This window comes from Agromyces selenitireducens, from assembly GCF_052748465.2.
This window is the reverse complement of the sequence record NZ_CM188259.1, coordinates 69,349-83,032: the sequence shown is the minus strand read 5'-3', so window position 1 is coordinate 83,032 and position 13,684 is coordinate 69,349. Positions and strand designations below refer to the sequence as shown.

At 73.4% G+C, this 13,684-nt stretch carries 9 protein-coding genes; 3 read left to right on the top strand and 6 right to left on the bottom strand.

Features of this window, described 5'->3' with window-relative positions:
- Window positions 1-12 precede the first annotated feature (12 nt).
- The 5 genes from ACULK4_RS00415 to ACULK4_RS00395 form a co-directional block, all read right to left on the bottom strand.
- Window positions 13-663: a DUF2461 domain-containing protein gene (locus tag ACULK4_RS00415; protein WP_445963948.1), complete on the bottom strand. Its 651-nt coding sequence runs from the start codon at window positions 661-663 to the stop codon at window positions 13-15.
- Between the two features lie 8 nt (window positions 664-671).
- Window positions 672-1,205: a glutathione peroxidase gene (locus ACULK4_RS00410; RefSeq protein WP_445963947.1), complete on the bottom strand. Its 534-nt coding sequence runs from the start codon at window positions 1,203-1,205 to the stop codon at window positions 672-674.
- Between the two features lie 93 nt (window positions 1,206-1,298).
- Entirely contained in the window at window positions 1,299-4,256 is a 2,958-nt protein-coding gene (locus ACULK4_RS00405; protein WP_445963946.1) for a helix-turn-helix transcriptional regulator, read from the bottom strand.
- A gap of 122 nt (window positions 4,257-4,378) precedes the next feature.
- Window positions 4,379-4,558: a hypothetical protein gene (locus tag ACULK4_RS00400; protein ID WP_445963945.1), complete on the bottom strand. Its 180-nt coding sequence runs from the start codon at window positions 4,556-4,558 to the stop codon at window positions 4,379-4,381.
- A gap of 334 nt (window positions 4,559-4,892) precedes the next feature.
- Entirely contained in the window at window positions 4,893-5,552 is a 660-nt protein-coding gene (locus ACULK4_RS00395) for a pyridoxamine 5'-phosphate oxidase family protein (RefSeq protein WP_445963944.1), read from the bottom strand.
- Between the two features lie 91 nt (window positions 5,553-5,643).
- On the opposite strand from ACULK4_RS00395, the gene pdxR reads away from it, so the two are divergent.
- From pdxR to ACULK4_RS00380, 3 genes are all read left to right on the top strand, one after another.
- Window positions 5,644-7,143 carry a MocR-like pyridoxine biosynthesis transcription factor PdxR gene (gene pdxR, locus ACULK4_RS00390; RefSeq protein WP_445963943.1) on the top strand — a complete coding sequence of 500 codons (1,500 nt, stop codon included), beginning with the start codon at window positions 5,644-5,646 and terminating at the stop codon, window positions 7,141-7,143.
- Between the two features lie 167 nt (window positions 7,144-7,310).
- A complete protein-coding gene (locus tag ACULK4_RS00385) occupies window positions 7,311-9,449 on the top strand; it encodes a S9 family peptidase (protein WP_445963942.1) in 2,139 nt (712 codons plus the stop codon).
- Between the two features lie 135 nt (window positions 9,450-9,584).
- Entirely contained in the window at window positions 9,585-10,898 is a 1,314-nt protein-coding gene (locus ACULK4_RS00380) for an FAD-binding oxidoreductase (RefSeq protein ID WP_445963941.1), read from the top strand.
- Window positions 10,899-10,913: 15 nt separating this feature from the next.
- Here the strand turns inward: ACULK4_RS00380 and ACULK4_RS00375 are convergent, their stop codons facing one another.
- Entirely contained in the window at window positions 10,914-13,646 is a 2,733-nt protein-coding gene (locus ACULK4_RS00375; RefSeq protein WP_445963940.1) for a cation-translocating P-type ATPase, read from the bottom strand.
- Window positions 13,647-13,684: the final 38 nt, after the last annotated feature.

Genomic DNA, 13,684 nt, shown 5'->3' with positions numbered 1-13,684 from the left:
CCGTGACGGCGGTCAGCGGCTCGACTGCGCGGGCCCCACGAGACGCTCCACCCAGCCCAGCAGCGGTTCAAGCGAGCCCCACGCCGCCTCGACCTCGGCGGCGGTCGCCTCGCGCGGCAACGGCCGAAGCGCGGCGTAGTGGAGCATCCGCAGCAGGCCGAGCCGCGGATGGTCGCGATCGACACCGCGCGGGGCGGTCTTGAGGAAGGGCCCCGCGAGCTCGAATCCGTCGCGCTCGAGCTCGTCGATGATCGCGGCCAGCTCGGCGGCGGGCGGGCCGTCGTCGGCGATGACCTCGCGGGCCCGAGCCAGTTGATCGCGGGACGGTTCGTAGAGGCCGCCGCCGGCGACCAGCCCATCGACCGAGACGGAGACGTAGACGCCGCCGACGCGTCCGGCGGTCATGGCCCCGTTCAGCTTGTACGGCGCCTTGTCGGCAGTGAACCGGACGTCGCGATTGGGACGGAACACCTTGGCGGCTCCGTATCGCGGCTCCGCTCGCTCCGCCAGCCGCTCGAGCGGCACGCGTACGAACTCCTCGTACTCGCCGCGATGCGCGGCGAACCACTCGCGGTCGTTGTGCTCGGCGAGTTCGGCGTAGAACCCGAACGCCCGAGGTGCGAACAGCGGACCCGACGGCGGATCGCGAAGCTCGCCCGGCATGACCGACCTCAGGCGAGCGCGCCGGAGCCGCCGGCCGCGGCATCCGCTCGACCGTCGCCGTCGGAGAGCGCGGACTCGATCGCAGCGACGATCGCCGCATCGTCGGGCTCGACCGGCGGACGGAAGCGCCGCACCTCGCCCGAAGGCAGCACGAGGAACTTCTCGAAGTTCCAGACGACGGGGCCGGCGAGGCCTGCCGAGTCGCGCGAGTGCTTCAGCTCGATGAACAACGGATGCGCCCGGCGGCCGTTGACGCGCACCCGGTCGAAGATCGGGAACGTCACGCCCCAGGTTGCGGCGCAGTACTCGGTGATCGCCTCGTTCGACGACAGCTCCTGGAAGAACTGGTTGCTCGGGAACCCGAGCACGGTGAAGCCCTGATCGCCGTAGGTGCGCTGCAGTTCCTCGAGTTTGGCGTACTGCGGCGACAGCCCGCACCGCGAGGCGACGTTCACGACGAGACGCACCTGACCACCCCAATCGCCGAGGGTGCGCGTTTCACCGGTCATGGTCTGGAACGGGATCGTCTCGAGCGAGGTCATGCCGCTGTACTCCTTCGTCGGCCGTCGTCGGCGTCGGCAACGGATGCCACCGTACCCGGGCGTGCTGGGAGGCCGCTTCGGATCGACTGCGACTCAGTGCAACGCCCGCGCCCGGTACACCGCCTCGGTCCGGCTCGCGGCGCCGAGCTTGCGGAGGATCGCCGAGACGTGCACGCTCGCGGTCTTGCCGCTGATGTAGAGCCGCTCGCCGATCTGCCGGTTGCTGAGGCCCTCGGCGATGAGCTCGAGCACCTGCCGCTCGCGCGCGGTGAGTTCGGCCACCGCGTCGGTCGGGTCGTCGGCGCCCGCGACCCCGGCCGCGCCGCGCGACGTGTCGCCCCGCGTCGCACCGTCGAGCGCGAGACCCGCCTGCATCGCCACTCGTGCGGCGCGCGACTGCACGGCGGTGACGCCGCCCGCGACCGCGGCGTCGAACGACTCCTGCAGCGCGTCGCGGGCGCCCTGACGGTCGCCGTCGTCGAGCAGGGCCTCGCCGAGCCGCAGCAGCGCGTACGGGCGGAGGAAGCCGGGCGCCGTGTCGGCGGAGGCTGCCTCGACGGCGGCCCGCCACGCGTCATCCGTCGACCGCAGTTCGGCTTCGACGAACGCCGACCAGAGCGGATGCGTCGGCCAGAACTCGAGCCGGCGCATCACCTCGCGCACGTCGGGCTCGGCCGCGAGGATCTCGGCCGCCTCGGCCTCGGAGACCCTGGCTGGATCGGCGCGGACCGCGGCGATCACCCGGGCGAGCGCCCACAGCAGCGGCTCGGCGTAGCCGGCGAGCGGCAGCTCGCGCTCGTGCAGCACGGCGCGCCCGTCGCGCCACGCCTGCGAGAGGTCGCCGACGGCGAGCCCGACCTCGACCGCGACGCGGCCCACCCCGAGACGCGTCTGCATCTCGACCTCCATGATCGGGGCCATCGTCGCCCGGTAGGCGCGGAGCAGTTCGGCGGCGCGCTCGGGCTCGCCCCGCCACACGAGGGCCCAGATCTTCGCCCGCTGCAGGTAGACCCGGAACGGCGCCGAGGGGTCGAGCGCGAGCGCGCGGTCGATGAGCGCCCCGGCGCGGTCCCACTCCCCGAGCGCGAACAGGGGGTCGACGGCGTTCGACGCGAGGATGACGCCCGAGCTGCGTTCCACGCCCTGTCGGCGCGCTCGTGCGAGGCCCTCCTCCGCGAGGCGGACGGCCTCGCGGTGGGCGCCGATGAGGTGGTGCATGTCGGACGCGTTGACCCAGTACCGCAGGAGCGCGGCGCCGTCGCCTTCGGCGAGCTCGCGTGCGCGCTCGAGGTCGGCGAGCCCGCGCTCGACCTCGCCGCGCGCGGCCCGGCTGACGGCGGCGATGTTCATCGCGACCGACGCGTAGCGCGGGTAGCCGATCGCCTGCGCGAGCTCGAACGCCTCGTCGGCGATGCGCACGGCGTCGTCGACGCGGGCCTCGATCATGAGCCGGCCCGCGAGGCCCGTGAGAACGGTCACGCGCAGTTCGTGGGCGCCCTCGGCCGGTATCGCCGCGAGTGCCTCCTCGAGCACGGGGATCGACCCGCCCCGCCCCACGGTCGCGAGGTACAGCGCCTTGTCGCGGAGCAGTCGCGGGTACTGCGGGTCGTCGCGCGGACACTCGGCGAGCGCGGCCTTCACGAGCGCGAGGCCCCGCTCCCCCTCGCCCGCGTGCCGGAGGTGCGACGCGGTGCGGCCCATCAGCTCGAGCCTCGTCATGCCCGTGACGCGCTCCGGATCGGGCACCAGGCTCCACAGCTCGAGCGCGCGTTCGCCGAGCTGCGCCGCCGAGGCGTAGGCGACCGCCGAGCGCGCCTCGCGCATGGCCTGGATCGTCGCCGGGAACGCGCGAACCGGATCGCGAGCGCCGAGCCAGTGGTACGAGATCTCGGCCGCGAGCCGGCGACCGCCCGCCGCAGCCTTGGCCTCGTAGGCCTCGGCGTAGCGGCCGTGGTACCTGGCACGCTCGCCGGGCAGGAGGTCGGCGAGGATCGCCTCGCGCACGAGGGCGTGCCGGAACGCGTAGTCGTCGCCGTCGATCATGAGCACGCCCGACAGCACGCTCTCGCGCGCTGCAGACTCGAGCGCATCGTCGCTGCCGCGGAACACCGCCGAGAGCAGGTCGTGCGAGACGCGGACCCCGCCGGTCGAGAGCAGGCGCAGGAGTTCCTGCGCCTCGTCGGAGAGTCGTTCGTACCGGGCGAGGAGCAGGTCGCGGAGGGTGTCGGGGACGAGCCCCTCGTCGGTGCACCCGTCGATGCCCACGAGCTCCTCGACGAAGAACGGCACGCCGTCGCTGCGTCGGATCACCGTCTCGAGCGCCGGTTCGCCGGGGCCCCCGTCGCCGGTGAGCGAGGCGACCATCGCGCGCACGTCGGCCTCGCCGAGCCGGGCGAGCTCGCGGCGCTCCACCCACCGGTCGCGCTCGGCCTCGGAGAGGAAGCCGCGCAGGGGGTGGCCGCGCGTGACGTCGTCGGTGCGGTAGGTGAGGATGACGAGCAGGCGGCTGGAGCCGAGCGATCGGAGGAGGAACCGCAGCATCGCGAGGCTCGCGGCGTCGACCCAGTGCAGGTCTTCGATGACCAGCGCGATGGGCTGGTCGCGCGAGAGGGTCTCGAGCAGCACCGCCACGGCCTCGTGCAGCTGGCCGCTGCCCGCGCCGCCGGGCGTGATGACGATCTCGCCGGTCGTCGATGCCTCGGATGCCGCGAGCTCGGGCAGCAGCGCCACGAGCGCAGCACGCCCGGGACCGACCGCGTCGAGCGCGCGCTCGGCGCCGACTTGGGCGACGAGCTGGCGGAGGGCGCCCTTCACGGGCGCGTACGGGGCGGCGACGTCGCCGAGGTCGACGCACTGGCCGCGGACCAGTCGCACGTCTGCGCCGAGCCCCGCGGTGAACTCGGCCACCAGCCGGCTCTTGCCGATGCCGGCTTCGCCGCCGATCACGGCGGTCGCCGGCGTGCCGGCGCGCACGGTCTCGAGGAGGCTGCGGAGCCAGTCGAGTTCGGCGTCGCGGCCGATCATGGCGGGGCTCGACGGGGAGCTGGTCACGGTCCCATGTTCCCACCGACCGACGACATCGGCGCCGGGTCCCGGGACCCGGCGCCGATGCGCTTCGGTGGTGTCGTTCGAGGCGTCCGCGGAGTCCGCGGCGACCGCGTCTCCTGCGTCGGTCACCGTGCGAGCAGCGGCTCGTGGCGACGGACGCGGTGGCGGCGCGGGGTGCGCCGCGCGGTGCGCTCCGCACCCTCGGCGCGTTCGGCCGCGGCGCGCTCGATCGCGATGCGCTCCTCGGCGCGACGCACGTTCACGTCGTGCACCTGCATTGCGACGAAGCCTGCGGCGTAGTCCATGGTGTCCTCCTGGTCTTGGCGATGATCCGAGCGTGCTCCCTGAGGCAGCGGCGGTTCATCGGGAGATGTGCGTATTTCGGGGGGCCCGGGCGGTGAGGGGGCCTCAGACAGGCCTCAGATGCGCCCCGGTCGGGCCTCGGAGAAGGGGCGGATGCGGATGTTCGGGTCGATCCGGCCTCAGTGGGCGAGGGTGGGCGTGCGGCGGTATCCGTCGTTGCGGAACTCGACCATCGCGGCGGTCACTGCCCACGCCGAGATGAGGGCGAGCACCAGCATCGTGGCGAACATCACGCACCTCCTTTCCGTTTCTCTACGACCTGTACAGGTTCGGGCTTCAGCGGCTCAGCGTCGCCAGAGCGATCACCGAATCCGGGACGGGCGTTCCAGCAGGGGTGAGCCCTGAGGGGATCGGCGCGCCCCAGCGACGCTCGAGCGGAAGCACGCCCGCCCAGGTCGAGTGGTCCTCGCCGTCGTCGGGCTCCTCCGACGGGCCGCCGGAGCGCTGCTTCATCACGACGTCGTCGAGGGCGAGGCGGAGGACGCGCGTCGCCGCGACCTCCTTGCGGGGCGTGCCGCGCACCTCGGCCGGGCGACCGGGCATGAGTCGCTCCGAGAGCGCGAGCAGCGCGGCATCCGTCTCGTCGGCCGGAACCGGCTCGAGCACGCCCTGCACGGTCGCGCTGCGGTAGTTCATCGAGCTGTCGAAGAGGCTGCGCGCGTAGACGAGGCCGTCGAGCGCGGTGACCGAGAAGGCCACGGGCGTGCGAACGGATGCCGCGCGCAGGGCGAATCCGCCGCCGGTCGAGCCGTGCAGCAGCAGGTGCCCGCCCACTCGGGCGTAGCCCATCGGCACGATCACCGGCACGCCGTCGACCGCGACCGCGAGGTGCCCGACGAGCTCGGTGTCGAGCAGGTCGTACAGGGCGAACCGGTCGGTGGTCTGCCGGTCGGGCAGGCGACGGATGCGGCGGGCGGGGGGCGTGATCGTGGTCATGCTGTTCAGTGTGCTCAGCTCGCTGGTATGGTGTGCAGACCAGTTCTCGCGCATTCGGTCAGTCCAGTGCGCCGCGTCATGGGAGGCCGCCGTGGACGGACCGCTCCTCGTCATCGACCGCGACGACGCGCGCCCGCTCGGCGCGCAGCTCGTGGACGGACTCCGCCGCGGCATCCTCGACGGACGGCTGCGCTCCGGCGACCCGGTGCCGTCGACGCGGTCGCTCGCGACTGAGCTCGGCGTTGCCCGCAGCTCGGTCGTCGCCGCGTACGACCAGCTCGCCGGCGAGGGGTACCTCGAGGTGCGGCAGGGCGCGCCCACGCGCGTGGCCCCGCTCGTCCAGGTCGAGGAGCGCGCGCCCGTACGGGTCGAGCAGCGCGCGCAGCGCGCGTCTCGAGATCCCCACGAACCGCCAGGGTCTCGAGACGCCGCTGTGCGGCTCCTCGACCCGCACGAGGCGGCGCCGCTCGAGCTGCGACCCGGGTTGCCGTCGACGGCGCGGCTCGACGAACGCGCGTGGCGCGCTGCCTGGCGGCACGCGTCGCGCCTCGCCGTGCCGGGCGACATCCCGCCCGACTTCGGATCGACGCGCCTGCGCGCCGAGATCGGCGACCACCTGCGGCACGCGCGCGGCCTGGCGTGCTCGCCCGACGACGTCGTGGTCACAGCGGGCACGAGCGACGCGGTCGCGCTGCTCGCGTCGGCGCTCCGGATCATGGTCGACGGGATGCCGCGGGTCGCGGTCGAGCATCCCGGATACCCGTCCGCACGACGAGTGATCGAGCGACGCGGCGCGCTCGAGACGGTCCCCGTGCCGGTGGACGCCGACGGCATCGACGTCGCGGCGCTCCGCGCCATCCACCCCGCCCCCCACGCCGTGATGGTCACGCCGCACCACCAGTACCCGCTCGGCGGGCGCCTTCCGGTGGCGGCGCGGCTCGAGCTGCTCGAGTGGGCCGCGGCATCCGGTGCCGTCGTCATCGAGGACGACTACGACAGCGAGTTCCGCCACGTCGGCGCGCCGCTGCCCGCGCTCGCCTCGCTCGACCGCGCAGGGCGGGCCGTCCTCGTCGGAAGCTTCTCGAAGGTGCTCACGCCGTGGCTGCGGCTCGGCTACCTCGTGCTGCCGGCGGATCCGGCGCTGCGCGGCGCCGTGGCGGCCGTGCGCGACGACGAGACCTGCCCGGTGCCGGGAATCGCACAGGAGGCGATGGCCGAGCTGCTCGCCTCGGGCGCGGTGCGGCGGCACATCGCCGCCGCTCGTCGTGACTACGCACACCGGCGCGCGCTCGTGATCGACGCGCTCTCGGGCATCGACGGGGCGCCGCTCACCGGGCTCGACGGCGGACTCCACGCGGTCGTGCGGCTGCCGTCGCACGAGGTCGCCGCGCGTGTGGTCGCACGGCTCGCCACGGACGGCGTCGCGATCTCGTCGCTCGCCGAGTACTCGGCGATCCCCGGCGAAGGCCCGTCCGGGCTCATCCTCGGCTACGGGTCGCCGAGTGACACCGAGCTCGCCGACGCCCTCGCGCGCGTGCGCGCCGCCGTCGAGCGCGAGCTCGCGTCGAGTGTCGAGGTTCCCGCCGAGTGATACCGCGGGAACGGCATCACTCGGCGCGACCTGTAACACTCGACCCATCTGCATCGGCCGACTGGCAGAGGGCGGGCATCGAGTAGGGCCGGGCCGCGGCATCCGTTCGACCGAAGATCGCTGCGAGCGGATGCCGGGAGCCGGACGGGCGGCGTAGCGTGGGACCCGTGCTGACTCCCCCGGTGACCGAGAAGCGACCGACCGAACGCACCCACCACGGCGACGTGGTGATCGACCACTACGAGTGGTTGCGCGACAAGGACGACCCGGCGGTGATCGCCCACCTCGAGGAGGAGAACGCCTACACCCGCGCGAAGACCAAGCACCTCGCGGTGCTGCAGGAGCAGGTGTTCGAGGAGATCAAGCGCCGCACCAAGGAGACGGACCTCAGCGTGCCGACGCGCGAGGGCGAGTGGTGGTACTACTCGCGGACGGTCGAGGGCCTGCAGTACGGCATCCACTGCCGAGTCGCCGTGCGCGGCGCCGACGACTGGGAGCCGCCCGCGATCCCCGACGACGGGTCGCCGCTGCCCGGCGAGCAGGTGCTGCTCGACGACAACGTCGAGGCCAGGGGTCATGAGTTCTTCTCGCTCGGCAGCTTCGACCTCACCGCCGACGGATCGACCATGCTCTACGCCGCGGACGTCGAGGGCGACGAGCGGTACACGATCAAGCTGCGCGACGTGAGCGGCGCCGGGCGCGTGTTCGACGACGAGATCCCCGGCACGGCCGCGGGCGCCGTCTTCGAGCCGTCGGGCCGGTACCTTTTCTATGCGACCGTCGACGACGCCTGGCGGCCCGACACGATCTGGCGGCACGAGGTCGGCACGCCCGCGGCATCCGACGTGAAGGTCTTCCACGAACCCGACGAGCGGTTCTGGCTCGGCGTCGGCCTCACCCGCAGCCGCAGGTACCTCGTGCTCGAGGCCGGATCCCACGTCACGAGCGAGTCGTGGCTGCTCGACGCCGCCGATCCGACGGGCGAGTTCCGCGTGGTGTGGCCGCGACGCGACGGGGTCGAGTACGACGTCGACCACGTGATCGCCGGCGGGCGCGACCGGCTGCTCATCGTGCACAACGAGGGCGAGGCGGTGAACTTCGAGCTCGTGAGCGTGTCGGCCGACGACCCGCAGGGGCCGCGGCGGATGCTGCTGCCCCACGACGCGCGCATGCGCATCGAGGCGGCGCACGCGTTCCGCGACTTCGTCGCGCTCGAGTACCGTCGCGACGGGCTGCCCCGCGTCGCCATCGCGAAGGTGCCGGCGAACGGGCTGCCCGCCGACGCGACCCCCGACGACACGCTGCACGAGCTCCCCTTCGACGAGGAGCTCTTCTCCGTCGGCGTCAGCGGCAACCCCGCGTGGGAGCAGCCGTCGCTGCGCATCGGCTACGGCTCGTTCGTGACGCCGTCGATGGTGATCGACGTCGACGTGGCATCCGGCACCCGTACCGTGCGCAAGCAGCAGCCGGTGCTCGGCGACTACCACCCCGAGCGGTACGCCCAGAAGCGCGAATGGGCGACGGCGCCGGATGGCACGAAGGTGCCGATCTCGCTCGTGTACCGGCACGACCTCGTGACCCTGGGCGAGCCCGCGCCGACGCTCCTCTACGGGTACGGCTCGTACGAGCACGCGATCGACCCCGGATTCGGCATCCCCCGGCTGTCGCTGCTCGACCGGGGCATGGTGTTCGCGGTCGCGCACGTGCGCGGCGGCGGCGAGATGGGCCGACTCTGGTATGAGCACGGCAAGAAGCTGCACAAGAAGCACACGTTCAGCGACTTCATCGCGGCGGCCGAGCACCTCGTCGACATCGACATCACCACACCCGACCACCTCGTCGCGCAGGGCGGCTCGGCCGGCGGCCTGCTCATGGGCGCGGTCGCGAACCTGGCTCCGCGCCTGTTCGCCGGGATCGTCGCGGAGGTGCCGTTCGTCGACCCGCTCACGTCGATCCTCGACCCGTCGCTGCCGCTCACCGTCATCGAGTGGGACGAGTGGGGCAACCCGCTCGACGACCCCGAGGTGTACGCGTACATGCGGTCGTACGCGCCCTACGAGAACGTGCACCCGGTCACGTACCCGCGGATCCTCGCCATCACCTCGCTGAACGACACGCGTGTGCTCTACGTCGAGCCGGCGAAATGGGTGGCGCGCCTGCGCGAGGTCGGCGCCGACCCGCTGCTGAAGATCGAGATGGCGGCCGGGCACGGCGGCGTCTCGGGGCGGTACGCGGCGTGGCGCGAGCGCTCGTTCGCGAGCGCGTGGATCATCGACGCGGCGGGCGCGCACCCGAGCGGCGAGTGACCGACGCCACCGCCATCCGCCTCCCGCCCATTACAGGAGACCCGGCGCGGGAGGAGGGGGGCTGGCGGGAAGTGCACGATACGTGCCCTGATCGGGGCTCGCCGGATGTCGGCGGACGGGAGCAGACTGTGCGGCATGTCGTTCATCGCAGAACTGAGTGAACGGATGCCGCAGCGCGTGCACGCGCCCGGCACCCCCGAGTACGAGGCCGGCGCCACCGTGTTCATCGGACAGGGCACGCCCGACGCGGTCGTACGCCCCACCTCGGCCGCCGAGGTGGGGGAGGCGGTCCGCGCCGCCGTCACCGCCGGCGTTCCCCTCTCCGTCCGGAGCGGCGGGCACGGATCCGATCCCGTGTCGGGCGGGGTCGTCATCGACCTCGGCGAACTCGCGCACGTCGAGGTCGGCGAGGGTGGACTCGTGCACGTCGGAGGCGGCGCGCACTGGGGAGGCGTGGCCGATGCGCTCGCGCCGCACGCGCTCGGGATCACGTCCGGTGACACGCGCGACGTCGGCGTCGGCGGTCTCGCGCTCGGCGGCGGCGCCGGCTGGCTCGTCCGCCTCCACGGGCTCACGATCGACATCCTCACCGAAGTCGAGCTCGTCACCGCCGACGGCTCAGTGCTCACGGTCGACGCCGACTCCCATCCCGAGCTGTTCTGGGCGCTCCGGGGCGGCGGCGGCAACTTCGGCGTGGCGACGCGGTTCACCTTCCGGGCCGCGCCCGTCGACGGGCTGGTCGGCGGCCACGTGCTGTTCGACCAATCCGACCTGCCGTCCGTGCTGCGCGCCTGGCGCGACGTGATGGTCGACGCGCCCGACGAACTCAACTCGACGCTCGCGGTGATGCCGCCGTTGATGCCCGAGATGCCTGCCGGACCCATGCTGCAGGTTGCGCTGCTCGGCTCGGAGGCAGAGCTCCGGCGTCTGCTCGAGCCACTCCTGTCGCTGCCGTCCGTCACCGCGGTCGCGCTCGCCCCCGTCGACTACCCCGACCTGCTCGAGGAGGCGCCGCCCGGTATGCCCCCGTTCGTGATGGTCGCCGACGGCGGCTTCGTACCCGAGCTCACCGACGAGGCCCTCGACGCCTTCGCCCGCACGGTCGAGGGTGAGCTGCCAACCATGCTCATCATGCGCGCGCTCGGCGGGGCGTTCTCGCGGGTGCCATCCGATGCGACCCCGATCGCGTACCGCGACAGCGTCGCCTTGGCGGTGGCCACCACATTGCTGCCCGCCGACGCCGACGCCGCGCAGGTCGCCGCGGCGAAGGTCCCGCTCGAATCGACGGTGGAATTCACCCGCGGGGTGTACTCGAACTTCTCGCACGAGCACGACGACCAGGTCCTCGCGCGGGTGTTCCCGCCGGAGACCCTTGAGCGCCTGCGGCGGGTGAAGGCCCAGTACGATCCCGGTGACGTGTTCCGCGCGACGCATCACATCGCGCCGTAGTCACCTGCGGAAACGTCAGGCGAGGGCCCGGCGCGCAACCCGCTTCCGAGCACCCTCGTGCGGGAGCGGCGGGCGGCGGGCGCGGAGCGCCTTGTCCGCGGCATCCACTGCGATGAGGATCGGCATCGACGCGAGCGCGACCGCCCACCCCGCGAGGGGCGGATTCGCGTGCCCCAGGATGTCGGCGACGGCCGGCCACCACAGCACGAGGAGCGAGAACGCCAGTTCGACGACCACCGCGATGACGAGCAGTCGGTTCGTGGTCCAACCGAGCGCGCCCGGCCACCTGGTCGAGGAGCGGCACGCGAAGGCGTTCGCGGTCTGCGCGAACACGACGGTCATGAAGGCCGCACCCGAGGCCGCCATGAGGTCCGACCCAGTCGGGAACGGTTCGCCGGGTCGCCAGCCGAGCGCGACGAGCGAGATGACGAATGCCGTGAGCGTGAGCAGCGCCTCGAGCGGACCGAGCACCCCGAACGCACGGCGCAGCACGGTGCCGTTCATCAGGCGCCCTCGCACGGGCGGGCCCTGCAGCAGGTGCTTCGCGGGCGGCTCGGCACCGAGCGCGACGGCCGAGAGCGTGTCGGTGCCGAGGTCGAGGGCGATGATCTGCAGCACGCCGATCGCGAGCGGGAACTGCCCGCCCGACAGCGCCCAGACGAGGAACGGGCTGAGCTCGGCGACGTTGTCGGTCAGGTGGTAGGTGAGGAAGCGGCGGATGTTGACGTAGGTCGCGCGACCCTGCTCGACCCCGGCGACGATGCCCTCGAACGAGTCGTCGAGCAGCACCAGGTCTGCCGCCTCGCGCGCGACATCCGTGCCCGACCGGCCCATGGCCACGCCGATGTCGGCCTCGTGCAGCGCCGGGGCGTCGTTGACGCCGTCTCCGGTCATGGCGACCACGTGCCCGCGCGAGCGCAGGGCACGCGCTATGCGCAGCTTGTCCTCGGGCGAGACGCGCGCGACGACGACCCCGTCATGGTCGAGCACGGCCGCGAGGTGGCGGTCGTCGGGCGGCAGGTCGGCGCCGACGAGCACGGGCGCGTGCTCGGTGCGCAGCCCCACCTCGTCGGCGATCGCGCGTGCGGTCGCCGGGTGGTCCCCCGTGATCATCGCCACGTGGATGCCCGCGCCGCGGCAGGCGCGCAGGGCGTCGGCGATGCCCTCGCGCGGCGGATCCTCGAGCGCGAGCAGTCCGAGCAGGGTGAGGCCGTCGTCGCACTCGGGGAGCGCCCGCGGCGTCCGGCCCACGCGTGGCGCCGCGGCGACCGCGAGCACCCGCAACCCGCGCGCGGTGAGCGCGTCGACCTCTGCGTGCGCCGCGGGGTCGTCGCCGCAGCGCGCGAGCACCGCGTCCGGCGCGCCCTTGACGATCACCTCGTCGGCGAGCACGACCGCCATGCGCCGCAGCCGCGGGTCGAACGGGAAGCGCAACTCGGGATGGTTCGTCCGCCGGTCGGTGTCGGTGTCGACCCCCAGCCGCCGGGCGAGCGCGTCGATCGCCGCCTCCATCGGATCGCCGTGGGCCCGCCAGGCGCCGCCGACGTGCTCGGCGTAGCCCGTCGAGCAGCGCATCGCGGCGAGCGCGAGCGCGCGCACCGCCGGGTCCGGGTCGACGGATGCCGCGGGGTCGACGGATGCCATGCGGCCGACGGGTGCCGCGTCGTCCGCGGGTGCCGCTTCGCCGACGGACGCCGCGTCGCCGACCGGTGCCGCGGCCCCTGACTCCCCCGCCGACGGCCGCCGGAACACGGCATCCGGCCCGTACCCCTCGCCCTCGATCGCGAGGGACGCGCCGGCCGGCACCCACGCCTCGACCACGTTCATCTCGTTGCGCGTGAGCGTGCCCGTCTTGTCGGTGCAGATGAACGTGGTCGAGCCGAGCGTCTCGACGGCCTCGAGGTTGCGCACGAGGATGCGCCGGCGCGCCATCCGCTCGGACCCGAGCGCGAGCGACAGGGTGACGGTCGGCAGCAGGCCCTCGGGCACGAGCGCGACCGTCACGCCGATCGCGAAGACGAACGCATCCTCGATGGGGTTCCCCACGAGCACCGACACGAGCATGAACGCGATCCCGGTGCCGACGGCGATCGTCGCCGTGAGCCGCACCACGCCGCGCAGTCCGCGGGTGAGCGGCGTGTCAGGGGTCGCGCCGGTCGACAGGCGTGCGATCCCGGCCAGTCGGGTGCGCCCGCCCGTGGCGGTGACGCGCGCGCTCGCGTCGCCCTCGACGACGAACGTGCCGGCGAACAGCGGGTCGCCCTCGGCGACGGATGCCGCGACGCTCTCCCCGGTGAGCATCGACGTGTCGACGAGCAGCCGGTTCGCGGCGATCGCGGTCGCGTCGGCCGGCACCCGGTCGCCGCTCTCGAGCAGCAGGATGTCGCCGACCACCACGTCGGCGGCCTCCACGACGCGTCGGCGTCCGTCGCGCCGCACCGTGACCCGGGTGGGGAGCATCTCGCTCAGCCGGTCGGCCGCCCGGTCGGCGCGCGCCTGCTGGATCACCGCGAACACCGCGTTGAGGACGATCACGCCCACGATCGCGACGCTGAGCGCGGGCAGGTCGGCGAAGATCGCGAGCACGGCCGCCGCCCAGAGCAGCAGCGCGAAGAAGTGCGTCAGCTCGCCGAGCAGGCGGCGCAGCACCGACGGGCGCTTCGCCCTCGGCAGCGTGTTGCCGCCCTCGTGCGCGAGCCGCTCCGCCGCCTCGGCGGAGGTGAGCCCGGCCGTGTCGAGCACCGCCATGCTTCCCTCCCGACCCGGCCAGCGTAGGGATGCGCGGG